This window comes from Lascolabacillus massiliensis (genome assembly GCF_001282625.1).
Classification (GTDB): Bacteria; Bacteroidota; Bacteroidia; order Bacteroidales; family Dysgonomonadaceae; genus Proteiniphilum; species Proteiniphilum massiliensis.
In genome coordinates this window covers 1,400,939-1,420,351 of sequence record NZ_CTEJ01000002.1, presented here as the reverse complement: position 1 = coordinate 1,420,351, position 19,413 = coordinate 1,400,939, and the positions used below count along the sequence as shown (strand labels likewise).

Below are 19,413 nucleotides of genomic sequence, written 5' to 3'. Positions count from 1 at the left end.
TATATTATTTATAGATTACTTTAAATGGAACATTAGCTGTAGATACAAATCCTGTATTATCTGAAACATAAACAAAAAGACGATAATTCCCCGGTTCAGAAACAGATGTGGTAAGTGTATTTGTTTTAGTTATCTCCACTTCTCCCACTCTTTCGGGGCGTGGCTCAAATGATCCACCATCTCCCAAGACTGTTGCCTCTTTGAGTATTTCCCAAATATATGTAAGTTCATCACCTTCTTTATCAACTATATCTACACTACCCACGAATGTTTGCCCTTCTATAACATAAGGACTTTCCACACCCATTTTTTCATTAATTGTGAATTTATTAATAACAGGTGCAGTTTGACTAAGTTCAGTACGTTTCCATACCCTTTCCATAGCTTCTACCATAGGAGTTTTTTCACCATTTAAAGGCAATCCTTCAACGTTACTCTCAACAAACATACTAAACCATGTTGGAGTGCGTTCTTCTTTCTGGCCCCATAAGAATACGAATGAGCCCAGACATCTTTCCGAACCATAGATATAATCATTGTATCTGTTTTCATATACAACTCTTTTCTCTTCACTTGTTTGTTCTATTGGAGCGCCCCAATCAGTTTTGGAAGTTTCCCACCATCCGGTAGGGCCCCACTCGGTAATCATATAAGGTCCTTCATATGATGACTCTAAAACAATTTCTTCTACCTTGTCAATTGAACCATAACTATTAATCCCAACTAAATCGAGGCTGGGGGCATATTTAGCTATTGAGTCCAATGCCCTCTGATTATGTGTTATAACTGTCGCAACAAGGTGTCGTGAATCAATGGATTTTATCATTTTTGCCAACTTTTCAACAAATCCCCAGGAATAGGCTGAATTATTCCTTCCACCAAGTTCAATCTCATTACCTAGTCCCCAAATCAAAATATTTGGATCATCTTTAAAAGCCTCAACGATTTTTCTGACTGATTGCATTGTATTTGCCTTAAACTCTTCATCCAAATATCGCTCAGGTTCTTTAGGCAAAGATATACCCTGCATTATAAACATATTATTTTGTGCTGCCAACTCAACTGCCCGAGAAATACTTTTAGTATTTCCACCCCATGTACGGAATGCGTTAGAACCATTTTGTGCTGCAAGATCAATTTTATTTGTTCCTCCTACACCTTTAATATATGTTTTAACTCCGTCTATGTAAAGATCGAAACCACCATTTTCGTTTTTAAGAATATGGATTCCTTCCTGATCATTCAAAATCTTATCTGTCTGCGTATAAGCAAATGAGCAAGTCACAAACAGTATAACTACAAAAATTAATCTGTACTTCATTCTTTCAATTTTTTTCTAATTCATTTAAAAACGTTTTACTCCAAATGTGTCCAGGATTAATATTTAGAACAGAACTGAACTGCTCAATTGCTTTAGCCTTTTCACCCAAACCCATATAGCCTAATCCCGTTTGATAAACTGCATTAATTCTTTGAGCAGTATTTGAAGCTCTTCCATCAAACTGAGAGTATGCGCCATCGTCACTAACATTCTGTAACAGTGATTCGAATGTCTGTTTTGCCTCTTTCTCTTTACCTAATTTTTGAAGAGCAAGGCCTTTATAATAAATATATTCACGGTCTCTTGCTTCGGATGTTTCTATCTCAAGTGCTTTTTCATATGACTTAACAGCTTGTCCTTTTTGTCCGATATTTTCATAAATTTCACCTTCTAAATAATATAGTTGAGCATAACGTGCTCTTGCAACTAAACCAATTGGATAATCAAGAGCTGCTTTTATATCTATTAATGCTGAGTCATAATTTTTTTGATTAATCTGATTCATTGCACGTATAGTATAGCTGTTCAGATAAGCATTCTGCTTTTCTCTCGCACCTTCTGATTCTACAATTCTATTATTATCGAGCATATAAAGTGCCTCATCAAATTTACCATATTCTACAGCACGAGTAATAAGTCGCAACAGCGTTTCATATCTCTTCTTTGCAGTTTCATAGTTATCCATTAAGAATGTATATTTTTCTGCGGGAGAGATCTGATTAGCTTCGTGCAATACATCAATTTCAAATAATAAACGTGCATCATCTTTGTTTAATTTTGCAGCCTTCTTCATGCTTTCCAGAGCTTTCTTAGGATTTTCCTGGATTTCATTATAAGCCAGACCTAGATTCCTTTGTACTATATAAAATGAATCATCCAGACTTGCAGATTTTTCCCACAACTCAATTGCTTTTTCAGGCAATCTTTCATAAAATAGATTACCTAAATAATAAGGAGCCAAATTTCCTTCTGGATTTAAGTTCATTGCATTTTCCAAAACATATACAGCTTCTGATCTGAATGGGAAACAATAGTCTGAAGGCATTTTTTCAGCTTTAAGGTAATATGATAAAGCAGTTGCATCGTCGCCAAGCAAATGATAGTTATATCCAGTGAAATAATATAGCAATGGGAATGTTTCTCCTTTTACTTCCAATCTTTTCATAACCTGAATAGCCTCATCATAGAGTCCTATAGCTGTGTATTCGGTAGAAAGTTCTATATATGCCTGTACATCGTCACGCATCCAGCGGTTAAGTTTGTTTAGGAAATTCTCACTATTGTTCATCAAACACACCTCATTTTGTGCCAGATGATTAATCTTAGTGTCTTTTAAAACTGTTCTAAACCATTCTTGTGCCTGAGGTAGTTTACCCATTTTTCGTAATATTACACCTTTAAGGTTTAATGCACGCATATTAACGGAATTTGTTGACAATGAGCGGTTGATATGATCAAGAGCTGTTTCCCAGTTTTGACGATTACAATCTATTTCTGCCAACTGATAATAAGCAGCACTGTGCCATGCTGATCCCCAAGTTGCATCATAAAACGTATCATAAGCTTCATTTGTCCTTCCTAAAGCTCTTAGTGCCATTCCTAAATAATAAAGAGGTTCGCAATCTTTTGGTCTGGTGTAGTTCATTCTTACTCTTTCTGTAGCGATCCTCAAGTATTTTTCGGCAGAAACCCAGTCTTTTGCTCTTAGACTCAGTATTCCTAACTGTGTATTTACCTTTGAGTTTTTCGGGTCTCTTTTCAAAGCTTCCTGATAATATGGCATAGAATTCAGTACACTATGAAACTGATCAATTCTCAAACCGGTCAGATATAACTCTTCTACAGATTCAATATTTTGAGGAGATGCAAATGATTTCAAAGGTTCTGGTTTTTCGTAACTCGGATAATCATGATTCCTTGGTATATAAGTATAAAGAACATTTCCATCTGAATCAAAAAGAGTTATTTCTATATCATTTTCTCCAATATTTTTAGGTAGTTGAGCAATAATTTTTCGAGGCTCTTCAGGTGAAATACTTATAATATCAGTTTTTAGTTCTTTCCCTTTTGAAGATAGAACAAACTTTGCTTTTGGATGTGACATGGTACTGTTTAGCCTTATATCGATGGAATTTCCATCTATAAAATAATTCATTGCACCATTTTTATTCGCATATTTCAGTCCATCAAGTTCACGAATAGGGAACCAGATCATAGATCCATATTTTGACTCATAAGGCTCAAGCCAGCTATAGTCAGGCTGGTTATCAGTATAAAAACCAGCCATTAGCTCTATATAACGACCGTCATTATCAGTCAGACCATTATTTGTATTTAATCCGTTAGGATTATTACCATCGGCCCAGTATTTCATCCCCGGTGAAACATGATGGTTTCCAACCCATGCTGTACCTGCTTTTAGATTATAGTCGTAACCTCCAAAATAATCTTCTTTAGGATCCCATGAGAAAAATGATACAGGAACATGGGTATTCTTCCACCAGCTTATATCCATTCCGGTAAAATTATAACCATTAAAGGGACTATCAGCTATAGGCCATGAAGTCATATCTCTCTTACCGTGGTAAGTTACATATTGAACAGATGGCGGGAAAATAACCTGATAAGCAGAATCACTGTGAACAGCAGGATTAGCCCAGAAAAGAAAAGAATTTCCCATTTCAGTTCTGTTTCTCAAATCAATTGTCATTTCGACAATAGATGAATTTGGATATACAGTATAACCTATCAGTGAATTCACTCTCTGCAGACGTTCTGTACAGTTAATCCAAATTGTTTTACTTCCATCAGGATGTTCTTCAATTTCATAATCCATATCTTCAACAGTTGTTGGACCATGATGATGAGGGTATCCCCATGCAAGGCTTCCTGAACGCCAATTACCTACCATACCGATAAGAGAAGGTTTTACAACATGATTGTGGTATAACCAGTTATAATCGTTTGTCTTATCATAAGCATAGTATATTCGTCCTCCCTGTCCCGGTGCAATACCCAGTTTTATAAAATCATTTTCTACCTGAATCATCGGATATTCCACCGGTTGTTTATTTGTGGTCAATCCATCATCATATGGATAAGGGTAAATCCTTCTTTGAACCCCCTGATGAGTCCTGCCTTCATAAAAACGGGGCATAACATTTGGTGGATCTATAAGGTAGGTGGGAATCACCTCTTTCACCTCATTTAAAATTACCTCTTGTGAATAGGCTTTGAATGATAAAACACAGCAAAAAATTAATATGAAAGAGAAATGTTTTTTGAAGTTCATTGCAATAGTTAATTAAATATTATTTAATACGAAGTCTATAAAATGAGGTTGAGGTTGTATAGTAGAGAATATCTTCATTATCTCCACCAATAACCATAGAAATAGGACGTTCATCCACATTATATCTTTTAATTTCATTCCCATCAGAATCAAATACAAAAATCTGACCCTCTGCCAGGTATAGAGTGCCATCACTACTTGTTGATGATGCATACTCCCCTCTCTTAATATCCTTATTTAATATTGTAAGTTTCCCTCTATCGTCAACAGATAATTTTGCTGTTGTTTTGCTATCTTCGTGCGACATATAAACAGCTGTCTTCTGAGAAGGAGATACAGCAAAAAGCTGTACAGAGCGGCCTAAATCATACGTTTCCGGTATTATAGTTATTCCGTCCGGTGCCAAGAAACTTGTTTCAGGCATCGATTGGGCAACTGTGTCAAAATTACTCCTCCATCTGTGGGTTGGATATACAACTCTTTTTATATCTTTTACATCAGATGTGTTTACCCTGGAAAGTACTTTCATATCTCCAGGCTTATCAGGACTGATTGAATAGGCCAATGCTGCCCAGCCACTGTTGCCCCATCCGCTATACATTGGATTATCATCCGGTAGGCGCTCAGTAATAGCTTCCTGGACTCCATTTACCAGATATCCGGGTTGAGGATCATAACGACATATAACTATCAGGTTATCTTGTGTATCTACTGCTAATGAGAAAGGTTTCCAAGGATAATCACTGTATAAAGACACATTTCCTGTTTCAGCGTCGTACTTATATATTTTCTTTAGTCTGTTTTCACAGAAATAGATGTTTCCTTTACTGTCGGATACTGCTCCTGTAGCAAATTCAAATCCAAAAGCCAGCTTCTCAGGAACACCTATAATATTATTCAACTTTTTACCCACTTCATCACCTGTTATAATTGCACGGGCAAAATCCATTGGGTAAAGAGAGAGATTTTTATTCATATCATATACTGTCAGTTCAGTAGGATAAAGCACCTGAGTCCAGTTCCTCATATTCCTGAAATCTATATTATGGCAGTCAGACATTTTGATCCCATAGTGACGAGGAGTATTTACACGAATTACTCTGTAAAACCATGTATTTGCAAACATTAAATCACTACAGTTACTCATCTCCATTGGCTGGCTATCTTTTCCTTCTCTTCCTTCCTCTTCAAACTGGAATGCATAAAATCTCCAGTTAGACACATTATCCAATCTGCATTCAAATCTGACATGATGTTCCAGAGACATTGCATATACATATCCGGGAGTCGAAGTGCTGCTTACATAAAAACCTGCTGAAGCATAGGTATTAGCAGTCCAGATATCTTTAAAGATACCTCCGCCTTCATTTGTCACCCATAGACTCCAGTACTGATTATCCCAAGCTAGATCTAGGCCTTGTACTGCAACAGGATTACTTGGTGAACTTATATTTCTGCCAACAGGATTACGAAATGCTCCCGGCTGTTGGCCTGCAGTATTAGAAATCGGTTTCCTCATTGTACCATGTCCACCTACAAATTTTATATCATTCATAAATGATTTCTCTCCAGCCATCCATTTTATCCCAACAGCCCTGTAATTATATCCACCTGTTGTTATCCCTATACCATTTATAATATTGTCACCTCCCTCTGATGATTCTACCATTGGTACAGGAGATCCAAATCCGCTAAATGCAGGTGTGCTTTCATCTATAATTATCTGTGTTGCAAAAGGATGCAATCCTATAAGAGCTGTATTTGGCAACATCTTTATAGTTTCTGTAATGCGATACCATCCTGTGGGGAAGTATAAATTTTGATAAGATGCTATTGCATTCTTAATTATTTCTGTATCATCGGATGTTCCATCACCTTTTGCTCCCAGATCTTTTATATTAACCCACTCTTTTACAGAAGGTAATGTTGGGATCTTCATCTGGATATTATTACTTCTTTTTTGAGAAGTAACTATATTATATACAGTTTGGTATTTGGAATCATCATTTAAGTTATTAACTATAAGTCCCGAAGTCAGATTTTGGATAAGAAAATTCCTGGTGTTTTTACTGACCACATCTTCTTCATTTACCAAGTCAACTGCTACTTTAACATTATTACAATAGGTGTTTACAATATTCAATTGATTATGAGCATTATAATCAGCACCAACTACTACTCCTCTGTTTACATTTACAAAATAGCTATCTTCGATATATATTCGGTTATAGACCCCCTCCTTCATCTCTATAGCAACAGGAGTATTTTTTACCTCCATATTTACAATAGTAAGATCTGACTGATTCGCTAGTATTGCAGCATTAAGCTGCCCCTCAAACAACAGATCAATCATCATCATCGGCCATCCCGGAGAAGTTCTGTTGGCCATTACACCATATTCTCCTCCAATGAAATATACATTTTCCATCTCATTTCCAACATCATACATTCCTGCTTTTCCTTTTCCAGTATTTATTACAGAATGACTTACAAAACCATGCTGAGCAAAATGAGCTCTTAAAGCAATTGCATTAGGATTTCCATCTTCTATCTTAAAATTGATGTTGGATATACCGCTATAGAATGTACCTGCCGTAGCATCACTTGGTCTACTTTTTTCTGTTACCAGATTCCCGGTAAACCAGAACATATAGCTGTATGAGTTGAAATTATCAGAAGTGTCTAGTTTTTGGAATCCCGGTGTATTTTTACTTAGAATAAATTCCGGCCTTTCTTTACCATAACCTATCAGCCTTATTGCAGGCGGTATATATATAGTCTTACTGATTTTGTATTTACCTTCAGGTATAAACAAAACTCCAAAGTTTTTCTCAACTTTTACCTGATTAATAGCTTTTTGCAAAGCATCAGAAACATCAGATTTCCCGTCCAATTTAAAATCATAATTTTCCGGAGTGAAATAATACGCATCACTATCAACTGGTTTTGAGTCGTATACTGATTTAGTATTCACAGTTTGTCCCTGTAATGATATTGTAAACAGCGATAGCCCACATATTAACAGACGGATTTTTCCTTTTATATCAATCATATTAAAGATGTAATTATTTGATTTCTGAATTATACTAATTTTACTGATGGAGCATTGCAATTAACTCCATCATTCTGAAAGCAGGCTGACCCCATAATTCTTTATAATTATGCAGTACAGCAGCTTTCCAGTAAGGAATATCCAAATTATCCCTTGTAAGAATCCCAACCGGTAGTCCTCCAACAATATCACCAGTAAAAACTGCATACTGAGGAGAGAAGTTATACCCTTCTCCATACATTAAACTTTGATTAAACGGATTTTTACCTACCATCCATTCTAACTGAGCCAGAGCAATTTTATGCAATTCAGAATCCTTTAATATACGATTTGCAGAAGCTATTCCGATGGCAGGAGATAACATAACTGAGCTATTACCTCTAAATGCCTGCCAAACGGGAAACATCCTTAAATAATGCTGATCATCAAGTTTGTAACCGTTAACAATCTGTTTATCATCTTCATTACCTTTCAGATTATAGATATTTGCCGGTATCATTAAATAAGGGCCTGTTAATTTTGTAATAGTTTTTATATATTCTGAATATAATCTGATTGACTCGTACCACTTACCATAATCCTCATCTTCAGGGAATAACATACATAGTTCCACAAAGCCCAAAATTGGTGAAGCAGCAACACAGCTATGGTTATAACCAAAGAAATTTTCTTTTCTGCTGTCAGAGTAAAAGAAGCCATTTAAAGGAATTCTCCAGTCCATGGGCTCTTTTTGTTGAAAAGAGATCAGCAATTGAGCGTATTCAATTAAAGTCTTCTTAAGTTCATCTGTAGGAATTAAATCATATAATTTAGTACCTGCCAGCAATGCAACTGAGAGTCGCTCGGTGTTCCAATTAATTTCCCTTTCAGACAACAGTTTCCAATAGTCAATTGCATTATTAAATGTCTGTTCTGCAAGAGCTTCATTGGTATTAATCAACATTGAGTAGGCTTCTGCATCTGCTATAATAGAATAATAGTTATCAACTATATTTACATTACCATTTAACTTCATATATTTATCATCGACGTTCCCGATTCTCCCATCGGTATAACTATCCATCGTAGTCCAATTAATTACTTCCAATCCCTCGAAACGATTTTTTTGAAGCCAGTTCAAACCCCACAATCCCTCTTCTATCAATCTGTCAGACAACCTCTTATTCTCATCTTTATATAATCTGGCGAGTCTGAAAAATGCTGCAGTAGCACTAGCTGTCTGCCAGTATGACTGTGATAAATCTCCTGCATCGTGCCATCCTCCTCCCATTACAATTGTATCTGAATTAAATACTGTATACCAGTCAGCATGACACTCAAGGTGAATACCCGGTTGATCGAAACCACATCTCTGCAGATAAAACTGATTAGTAATTTTTTCTACAATTGGAATCCATACATCTTCATTTATACTGAAACTTTTGGATTCTAAAGCACCATAAACAATTTTATAATTACCGGGAGATTTAAGTTCTGAAAAGTCTAGTAGAGTGAAATCACCTATATAAGTTGACACACTTTGGGTATCTTTTTCCAATACCACCTTTTTAGATACAGAGTCAACTACTTTAAATCTTTTCTTGTCTGACAGAGAAGTGAATGCGATTTTATCATCATCTATATTATATCCGGAGTGAGTAAATGAAATCTCTTTATCTGTTCCCCAACCCTCATAATAATCAGGTTCAACTACTTCAAGAGATAGATTGTCCAGGTAATATACAATTGTATCAGACGCGTCTAACTCATTTCCCTGTAATCCATAGCTTATTGTAATTCCCTTCACTTCATTTCTTGGGAGATGAGGTATTTCCATAACCAGTTTATTCCATTTATTATTCTCCAGCATAACGGTATGCCATCCCTCTTTACCATATACATCTGGCACATTATCTCCATTATGCAAGATTATTGTGAGGTAAAGTTTTCTGAATCCTTCAAACTCAGGATAGATATTTACAGAAATCCGATTATATTTTGAGAGATTTTCATTATCAAACTTCCTGGTCAGATTCTGTCTTCCCCAATATCTTCCACCCGGTCCCAAATCAACAGGCTGTTTAGTAGGAGATACAAATTTTATTGATGACTCCCCTTCTAATACTTTTTCAGAAGAAAGTGAAATAACTCCTACATTCTCACCATTTGTATACGATAGTTCCCAATTATTGAGTGACTCTGCACCGTCAACAATAATTGATTCTAAAACTACTTTGTTATCCCATTTATACTGTAAACTATTTACAGTATCCATCTTCATTGGCACATGCTTATAGAGCGCCTCTGAATAATTTGTTGTTACATCTATTGAGGACGGTTTAGAAGATGTACAGAAAAAAATGAAAAGAAGAGAAATAATGTATAAAAATAGTTTTCTCATTATTTTTAATTTAAAATTGATCCTAAAATAATTCTTATATGACTTATTATAAATAGTTTACAATATAAAATAACAGAGTTTATAAATTTACATCAACTTTGAAAAACTTAGATCTTCCTGTAATAAAGAGCTCCTTGTTATCCTTTCCCCCAAACTTAATTGTTGAAGGGCGTTCGGGCACTTTTATTATTCTTTTAATATCCCCTTTATTATCAAAGACTAAAATATGCCCGTCCGCTACATATACATCTCCATTATCATCTATTGTTAAACCAAACTCTCCCCATTCAACAAAATAGGTTAAATTTGATAGTATCCCATTTGCTGCTACATCCATTTTTACAATTCTGCGATCATATTCATCTGATGTATAAAATGGTTTTCCCGGGAATGCTTCTAGTAGAGAAGAACTTCTGGCAAGATCATATAATTGAGGAATAATTGTTTTTTTATCAGGAGCCACAAAACATTTCTCAGGTACTAAAACTGTTACATTGTTGAAATCATGGAAATCTCTCCATTTATTTGAAACATATAATGCTTTATACACATTTTCAATTGATCCCATATCTACTAAAGGCAGTAATTCTATTGTTTCTTCAGGGTTATCTGGATTTATTGAATAGAATCTTACCGCAAATCCTGAATTACCCCATCCACTAAAAGATGTCCCAGTTCTATCAGGAAGCTCTTTAATAAACTCTGACTCTGGAACTCCATCAATCTTGTGTCCAGGCTGTGTATCATATCTGAATGATACAAGCAGATTATCTTCTGAGTCTACTGCTAGGTTAATTGGTTTCCATGGGAAATCAACTAAAAGAGTGAGAGATTTTGTATCTGCCGACCATTTATAAATTCGACGCATACGGTTTTCACTGAAATATACATTCCCTTTACTGTCACTTGTTATTCCTTCTACGAAATCGAACCCTGAAGCCAGCTCAATTGCTTCATCACCAACACTTACACTTTGTCTGTTAGATGGTTCATTTCCGGTTATGATAATTTTCTGTAGTTCCCATGGACGAACATCAATATTTTTATTTATATCGTATATAGTAACGTTGTTTGTGAATTTCGTCTGAGCATAATTATGCACATTTAGCATTTTAATATTTTCGCAATCCCATACTCGTACAGAGCTGTGATAAGGTTCATTTACGCGGATTACACGAAACATGTATAGGTTTGCAAATACTACATTCTTGCAGTTTATCAGTTCTATAGGTTGGCACTCCGTACTTTCAACACTCTCTTCTTCTGTTTGCAGGCAGTAAATTTTCCAGTTTGATATGTTTTTAAAGGTTGCTTCATTTCTAACATGATGCTCTACCGACATTGCATAGATCTTTCCTGGTACAGAGGTATTGCTTACATATACACCATTGGCTGAATATGTACTTGCTGTCCATATATCTTTAAAAGTACCTCCACCCTCATTTACCCATAAACTCCAGTATTGGTTATCCCATGCCATATCTTTCCCTGATTGATATATAGGACTATCAGGAGAACTTACAGTTGGTCTGCCTGAGAAATCTGTCCCTTGAGGTGGTCTTTGAGTAACAACCGGCTTACGCATTGTTCCGTGGCCACCTACAAACTTAACATCATTCACATATGAGTCTGCATTTGCCATCCATTTTAAACCAACTGCCCTATAATTTATTCCACCTGTGTTGATTCCAATTCCATTTAAAATATTTAACCCTCCTTTTGACGATTCTAAAAGAGCAATCGGTCCACCAAAACCACTAAAAGCAGGAGTACTCTCTTTAAGTTTCAATTGTGTTCCCATTGGATGTAAACCAATTAAACAGGTATTATCTCTCATCTTGAGGGTCTCTGAAATTATATAACAACCTTGAGGTACATATATATAATCATAATTATCAATTGCATCCTGAAATACTTTGGTATCATCAATTTCACCATCACCAATAGCCCCTAGATCTCTGATATTCACCCATTTGCTCATTTCAGGCAACCTTGGTATTTCTTTATTAACGACATCTGATACGATATCTATAGGTTCAATATTATACAAAGTCTGGTATTCAGGCTCAGCAACCATTGATGTCATTTGCAGACCGTGGTCGTATTCTTTAATTTTATATTTAGAATGATCAACTTTTGTATATTCACCACTTCTCCTGTAGTATGCTAATAGAGGCACCTTTATACAGTCAACATTACGTAATGATATCTGATTATTACTATTGTTCTCATTGCTAATAATAAATGCAGGTCCGTTTACATTTTCAAATCTGCAATTTTCAAGCATTAACCTATCAGCATAATTTGACTCTATTTCTATTACTGTAGGAACATTTTTCACTTGTAGATTAACAAAAGCTAAGCCTGACTCCTGGCAGTGTAAGGCAGCTTTTCTTTGGCCTTCAAAATATGAATCTACCATCATAACCGGCCATCCTGGAGAAGCTTTTGTCGTGTAAATACCATAATCACCACCATAAAAAGCAAGATTTTCCATTTCGTTACCTATGTCAAATATTCCAGCTTTTCCTTTTCCAATATAGATACTCATATGGCTTACAAAGCTGTGCTGTGCATAATGTGTTCTTAATGCAACTGCGTGAGGGTTTCCGTCCTCAATTCTTATATTAATATTTGACATGGCACTATAGAAAGTACCTGCACCAGCATCTCTTGGTCGTTGATTTTCCTCTACTATACTACCGGTGAACCAAAACATATACTTGGATTTACCTTTATCGTTCGGCACCTCCTCTTGGAAACCCGGGGAGCTTTTGGTTAATATAAACTCTGGCCTGTTTTTACCATAACCAATAACTCGGATTGCGTTGGGAATGTATACAGTATTACTTATTCTATACTTTCCCTCCGGTACAAACAAAATCCCGAAATTTTTCTCGCGTTTCAATTGGTTTATTGCGCTCTGAAGAGCAACCGTCACATCTTCACCATCTTTGAAACCATAATTTTCTGTGGAAAAATAAAAAGCTTCGGGGTCTTCAGGTTTTTGTGTATATACCGAACTTTGATCAACAGGAAAGATATTAAAACTAAAAAGAAATGAAAATATTAGAGAAAAGAGTGTTTTTTTCATTGCACTAACTTATTTATGGGTTTAAGAAGAAGGTGTGAGAAAGGTAGAAAAATGTGTATAATCGCTATATAAATAGCGATTATACACAACTAAATACAATTATATTTTAATTACAACCAAAGGAGAGTAATTATGCCTGATTGTACCATATTTACTTGGCCCCTGGCCACGAGCTCCTATTCTGAAATAGTAGTTCCTTGAATATTTAAAGAAATCCGGATTATCCTTACGGTTAATAGTTAATGTATACTCTTTTGTAGGGTCGATAGGCTGGCCACCACCATTTATAACTGCAGCTCCTTGAATACCACTGTTAATACGATTTCCAACCCATTTATCAGTAAATACAAACAGTCTTATCTGGTTCAGAGTTATATCATCACCTCCAGCCTCAAGTTTACATTTTGCAATAATCTGATCAGTAGTTGCATCATAGGTAATAGATGCATCATTTATGCGGATATATGGTGTTACTTTGAAATCACGTTCGTTTTTTCCTTTCTTGACAGTCCACATTTGATCCCCTTCATAAGGATAAAAGTTAGTATTGATAAACTCAACCCTATAAGTTGCTGCAAATACTCTCTTATTCAGATATTCTCCTGTATTATCAACATACCATGTTTGCCTTGCTTCACTGGCGAATCCTTGCTCATATACTCCAATTGAATTACCATCAATAATATCAGTACCTATCAATGTTTTACCATCCTTTGAATCATAAAAGTAACCATGAACTTCTGCGTTTGGCTCTTCATAGTTGTCTATCTCGCAAGATGTAAAAAAGCATAACAACACAGACAACAGTATTAATTTATTATTCATAATATTCTATTTAAAAATTATTGGGAACCAACTTGTTAATATTTGTATTTGGAATTGACTGATAATAGCTTGAAGGGTTAAATGTCTGACCTCCACCTCTTTCATCATGAATCCAGTTTGCACGAACGAAGATATACTTTGGTTGTTCTTCTCTTAAATCCAAAATTGGAAGTAATGCATGCCTTTTATTGCTATTAGGGAATATAGTATGAAATTCTCTCCATCTAACTAAATCCCACATTCTGTGATTCTCAAATGCAAGCTCAACTCTACGTTCTTTCTTCACATTCTCAAGTGTTAATGCCACATTGTTTGGTAATCCGGCACGGTGACGTATATCATTTAAATATTGCTCTGCTTTTGCTGCATTACCCTGACCACTTTCCACAACAGCTTCCGCATAGTTCAGATAAATCTCAGCCAGTCTGAAATCAATCCATGGTACAGTAGAGCTTCCATTTTCTCTTGATAATGGAGCCGGTCCATCTGTTAAGAATTTTCTGATTGTAAAGCCAGTTGTAGTGTAATTTGTGTTGTCTGAGTTATCCATCCCGAAAAATCCTGTAGCCTGTGCACCTGATTCAGTTCCTAACGACCAGTATGATTTTCCATCTTTTCCAGGGAAATTATCATTTGTATATACATGTATACCACCATTCTGATCAATCAATCCTGCTTGTATCAATATTTCAGTATCTCTAAACTTACTTCCGTTATAAAGTATACTTGCATGGAAACGTGGATCTTTATTCTTAAAGATTTCTATAGGATCTTCATACTTTATAAATGGAAGATTAACATTGAAATTGGTAGGATCTGCAATGTATTGATTTTCTAAACCATCGGTTCTTGTCTTCACAGGAGCACTTTCACCATTACTGTTAAGATCTTCATAAACATCAACAAGGTCAAGCATAATGCTATATCTGGTATCTTTATGGAAGCCTGTGGCTGCCTGGTGAGGAGAATAGAAGTTGTCAAAATTATGGCTTGAACCTTGTGTTTCACCAGCAAATGCTTTACCAAAGATAAATTCAGGAGTTGAAGTAGTCTGGAACAACTGATAATAGTTGGTGGCTGCTTCTTCAGGAGAAGATGGATTTGGCATATATAAAGCGTACTTTCCACTGTTTATTATAGCTTCACTTGCATCAATACATGCTTTATAGTATTTTTCTGCCAATGAGCTGTCCAGTCCAACCAAGTTTTTGGATACTGCTTCCGAAGTAGATGACAGAGGAGCTCTATTCCAATATTTAGCCAATGATGCTGCGTGAAGTGCTACTCTTGATTTCAAGGCCAATGCAGCATATTTGGATGCTCTGTAAACGCCATCCTGAGGATTGAGTTCTTCAGGTAAATATTGAGCTGCTTTATCACATTCTTCCAATACAAAATCCCAAGTCTCTACTTCTGTGCTGCGCGGAACATAAAGTCCAAGACTTTCACCACCATCGTAATATTTATCAAGTGTTTCTGTTATGATAGGAACGCCCCCTTTACGTTTAACAAGTCCAAAATACATATAAGCTCTTGCAAAGTGAGCTTCACTTTTTAGTTTATTGTACTGATCCTCAGAGATAGTTCCATTTTCTTTTACCACCTCTAAATTCTCCATTAACTGATTTATAGATCTAAGTTCACTATATGGCCAGTAATTTGCACCAATATTTGCACCAATACCTGTACCGCTAGATCTGCCTGCATTGTCTGTAAATAGCTCTACTGCTGAAACATCAGCCATACCACCGCCCCAACCGCGGCGATTGAATCCTACATTAAATCTATAATTAAAGTCTTCTATTGGAATATTATAATAAATATTTGCAAGTAGTGTATTCAATCCTGCAGGGTTAGCAAGAAGGTCTTCTCCCGAAACTTTATCTAATGGTTCGATATCATCGAACATACTATCACAAGACATGAGTGTTGATATTATTGAAAATATCATTAATATGTTAAGTAATTTTTTCATGACAAATCATTTAAAAGTTTAAATTAATCCCAAAATTATATGTTCTCATCAAAGGATAAGTTAACCCTGCATTCCAGTCTCCTTCAATCTTTTCAGGGTCGGCGCCTTTTAACAAAGGGTTACATACTGTGAAAAGATTATAGCCTGTAATGAAAACACGACAACTATTAATTCCAAGTTTGCCTAATACATCTTTTTCAAATGTATATCCGATCTCTAAACTTTTCAAACGTGCATAAGTACCAGGTATTATCTGACGAGCCGTATTAACAGCATCTCTCGTATAGCTATTATAAGTATTATAACTTCTCAGAGCTGGCCAATACCCTGATGCCCACTCAGTTTGAGGATTAAATGGATCAGCATCTGGTTGAACAGTATGCCAGCGGTCAAGATATTTTTCATAAGTTGAAGGATAGCGACCATAACCCCATATATCATCCATTTTATATTGAATTGAGTGCCCTGATGCCCCCTGAATCAACATATTCATATCAAAATCCTTATATGTCATTGAATATGTTAAACCAAATTGTAGTGGTGGATTTAAACCTACATTCCAATGATTATAACTGCGGTCATTACCATCAATTACTCCGTCACCGTTTAAATCTTCAATTATCCAAGATCCTGGAAGCATCATACTGTTACCGATAGATGTATTATGTAGTGGCGCATTTTCATAATCAGCTAGAGAAGTATATGAACCTCCTGCTAAAGTGTAGAATGTCCCTGTATGTCTTCCTACATATCGATTTTCATTGCTATTCTGCCAAATACTCATTGAAGTGTTGTAGTTTGAACTTCCTTCAACATGTAAGTTTTGCAAACGGGCGTATGTGTAGTTAAGTCCCACGGTATATGAGAAATCTTTATTTACTTTATTCCTGTGTGATAACCCTAGTTCAATACCAAAATTCCTGTTAGAATTTAAGTTTTCCTGAGAAAATGAAGCACCCAATAAGTCGGTAGGAATAGTTTGCTGACGACTAGCCAGAATACCTGTATTTCTTCTTTCAAATACATCTATGTTTCCTGATAGCTTACCTTGCCATAAATCTATATCAAGACCGATATTCTTTGTAAGTGAAGTCATCCATGTAAGTTTATCAGAAACTAACATATTAGAACTCATACCAGTTGTCACGCTTGATCCGTTAAATGAATACACACCGCTGTTCGAAAAACCTGGTATATATTGAAATGCGGAGCCAGTGTTTGTTCCAGTTTCACCATAAGAGGCTCTAATTTTAAGGTTACTGATAGCTGCAAAATTATCTTTTATAAAGGACTCCTCTGAGATTCTCCAACCTATACTGACTGAAGGGAAAAATGCCCAACGTTTGCCAGGTGCATAACGGTATGTACCATCATATCTACCTATTAATTCAACTAAATACTTGCCTGAGTAGTCATAATTTACTCTTGCCAGATAAGCAGCTTCTGCCTGAAGGTTTCTATTACCGCTATTGGTTGCTGACGAAGCAGAACCCTGATCAAGAATATCTTTAGTAAACAGCTCTTTATAGTCTCTTCCTCCTGATAAGTAGTCTCCTCTTGATTTATTAAACTCCGTTACAAATGTACCATTCAAGTTATGGTTTCCAAATGAGTTAGTATAGTTTAATTGAGCTCTTCCATATACTCTCTGTTGCATCTGCATCTGATTTCTTATGTTATCAGTACCAAATGTTTTAGAAAACTCATCAGTATAATAATCATATAATCCATAAGATTTCTGAAGTGACTGTGCATACCATGTACTATAGTCATATGCACCTGTTATACCTGCCGTAAGTCCTTTTATAGTTGGGAATTTATAAACAAGGTCAACAGTTGTCTGATATCTGCGGTTTTTAAATAAATTATAACCATCAACATCAGGGTCGGTCAAAGCTGCAATGTTTTTACTTTCTGGTGCAAGGTCTGTATAGTGTTGTTCGTTATCAATTGTATGCCAGCCTTTACCTCTTTCATTTACAAGTAATGTTTTATAGTTCCATATAAAGTCTTCTCTTGTTCTTCTCGTATCATCAATTCTCGCAGAAGTTGAAAAGTTCATCTCCAGATCGTCTGTTAAGTTTGCTGTAATTGTTCCTCTAAGATTAAATCTTTTGTAATACTGAATATTACTTGCAAGTAGACCTTCGTCATCATCGTAACCTAAACTGGTAAAGTATCTTATTTTATCAGTACCACCTCTTACTGATACATTATGTGAGTTTGATACTGTATAATCTTTCATAAACAGATCATACCAGTTAAAGTCAGTATATCCTGGCTCATGATTGATATACTTTTGTATAAAATCATCTGAATATGTAATCGGTTGTTTATCGTTTTTATTTATTTCATTTGCAAGTTTATAATATGTAACAGCATCTACAGTTGGTTCAATTGCAGTAGGAACTTTTACTCCAAATAAACCTGAATAAGAAACACTTGATTTCCCGGACTGACCTTTTTTTGTAGTAACTATTATTACCCCATTTGCTGCTCCAAGTCCATAAATAGCTGCAGAAGCATCTTTCAATACTGATATACTTTCAATATCATTACTATTTATCTGCGCCAAATCTGATGTTCCATTTCTAACAATACCATCAATAACAATCATTGGTTCACCATAACCACGAATACTTATTGAGTTATTGAATGTACCAGGCTCACCTGACATCTGACGAATCAGCAAACCGGGAACCTTACCCTGAATATTATTAATAAGGTTTTCTGTTTTAGTAGTAGTGATATCATTTGCTGTGATAGAAGAAATCGATCCTGACAAAGTTTCTTTTTTCTGAGATCCATATCCTACTACAACTACCTCTTCAAGTAATTCTGTGTCTTCCCTTAGTACAACATCTAAAATAGTTTGGTTATTAATAGTAAAAACCTGATCTACATACCCTATGTATGAAAATCTTAATTGTGAACCTCTTGAAACCTCTAATGAATATCTTCCCTCAATGTCCGTTACAGTTCCTATAGATGTACCTGTCACTAAAATATTTGCTCCAATAATAGGTTCACCGCTATTATCTGTTACTACTCCTCTTATCTGTTGACGTTGAGGTTGATTTTGCAGCGTTTTAACTGAAGTTTTAGTTACTTCTTCTGCTTTTCGGTATAAGATATAGATTTTTCCTTCTGAGATCTCATATCCCAAGTTCCTAGGTGTTAACAACTGGTCTAGTACATTAGTCAATTCTTCCTGATTGGCTCGGATAGTTACTGCATCATCTAAATTAACCACTTCTTTACTATAAGCCAATGAATAACCTGTCTGCATCGAAATACTTTCGAGCACTTTACTTAGATTTTCGCCATTCATATTCAAACTTACTTTTTGCGCTGAACTAATTGTCAGGCTTAGGCACAAAAAGGAAATAAGAAAAATGATCTTTTTTTCAAAATAAATTCTTCTCATGGGTTGTATGTATTACATATTAAAAAAATATAAAAGAACAATTAAAC

Annotated in this window: 8 protein-coding genes; all 8 read right to left on the bottom strand. The window is 35.5% G+C overall.

The genetic code is table 11. The annotated features are described in order from the left end of the window. Nucleotides 1-4: 4 nt before the first annotated feature. Nucleotides 5-1,321: a glycoside hydrolase family 2 TIM barrel-domain containing protein gene (locus BN1354_RS10690; protein WP_154904857.1), complete on the bottom strand. Its 1,317-nt coding sequence runs from the start codon at nt 1,319-1,321 to the stop codon at nt 5-7. Between the two features lie 4 nt (nt 1,322-1,325). Further along, nucleotides 1,326-4,613 carry a DUF5107 domain-containing protein gene (locus BN1354_RS10685; protein WP_053827100.1) on the bottom strand — a complete coding sequence of 1,096 codons (3,288 nt, stop codon included), beginning with the start codon at nt 4,611-4,613 and terminating at the stop codon, nt 1,326-1,328. Between the two features lie 19 nt (nt 4,614-4,632). Beyond that, complete coding sequence (locus BN1354_RS10680; RefSeq protein WP_053827099.1) at nt 4,633-7,665, bottom strand: glycosyl hydrolase family 28-related protein; 3,033 nt, start codon at nt 7,663-7,665, stop codon at nt 4,633-4,635. 40 nt (nt 7,666-7,705) lie between these two features. Beyond that, complete coding sequence (locus BN1354_RS10675; protein ID WP_053827098.1) at nt 7,706-10,045, bottom strand: glycoside hydrolase family 9 protein; 2,340 nt, start codon at nt 10,043-10,045, stop codon at nt 7,706-7,708. 79 nt (nt 10,046-10,124) lie between these two features. Next, nucleotides 10,125-13,139, bottom strand: a complete 3,015-nt coding sequence (locus BN1354_RS10670) for a glycosyl hydrolase family 28-related protein (protein ID WP_053827097.1) — start codon at nt 13,137-13,139, stop codon at nt 10,125-10,127. A gap of 99 nt (nt 13,140-13,238) precedes the next feature. Beyond that, on the bottom strand, nt 13,239-13,964 hold the full coding sequence (locus BN1354_RS10665; RefSeq protein ID WP_053827096.1) for a DUF3823 domain-containing protein: 726 nt from the start codon (nt 13,962-13,964) through the stop codon (nt 13,239-13,241). A 10-nt stretch (nt 13,965-13,974) separates the two neighbouring features. Beyond that, entirely contained in the window at nt 13,975-15,939 is a 1,965-nt protein-coding gene (locus tag BN1354_RS10660) for a RagB/SusD family nutrient uptake outer membrane protein (protein ID WP_074010762.1), read from the bottom strand. Nucleotides 15,940-15,949: 10 nt separating this feature from the next. Beyond that, nucleotides 15,950-19,270 (bottom strand): TonB-dependent receptor, encoded by a 3,321-nt coding sequence (locus BN1354_RS10655; protein WP_231623109.1) that lies wholly within the window; start codon nt 19,268-19,270, stop codon nt 15,950-15,952. Nucleotides 19,271-19,413 lie beyond the last annotated feature (143 nt).

Bases quoted from the DNA above. Each gene is read 5' to 3' on its own strand.
- BN1354_RS10690 (WP_154904857.1), bottom strand. From the start codon at position 1,321: ATGAAGTACAGATTAATTTTTGTAGTTATACTGTTTGTGACTTGCTCA.
- BN1354_RS10685 (WP_053827100.1), bottom strand. From the start codon at position 4,613: ATGAACTTCAAAAAACATTTCTCTTTCATATTAATTTTTTGCTGTGTT.
- BN1354_RS10680 (WP_053827099.1), bottom strand. From the start codon at position 7,665: ATGATTGATATAAAAGGAAAAATCCGTCTGTTAATATGTGGGCTATCG.
- BN1354_RS10675 (WP_053827098.1), bottom strand. From the start codon at position 10,045: ATGAGAAAACTATTTTTATACATTATTTCTCTTCTTTTCATTTTTTTC.
- BN1354_RS10670 (WP_053827097.1), bottom strand. From the start codon at position 13,139: ATGAAAAAAACACTCTTTTCTCTAATATTTTCATTTCTTTTTAGTTTT.
- BN1354_RS10665 (WP_053827096.1), bottom strand. From the start codon at position 13,964: ATGAATAATAAATTAATACTGTTGTCTGTGTTGTTATGCTTTTTTACA.
- BN1354_RS10660 (WP_074010762.1), bottom strand. From the start codon at position 15,939: ATGAAAAAATTACTTAACATATTAATGATATTTTCAATAATATCAACA.
- BN1354_RS10655 (WP_231623109.1), bottom strand. From the start codon at position 19,270: ATGAATGGCGAAAATCTAAGTAAAGTGCTCGAAAGTATTTCGATGCAG.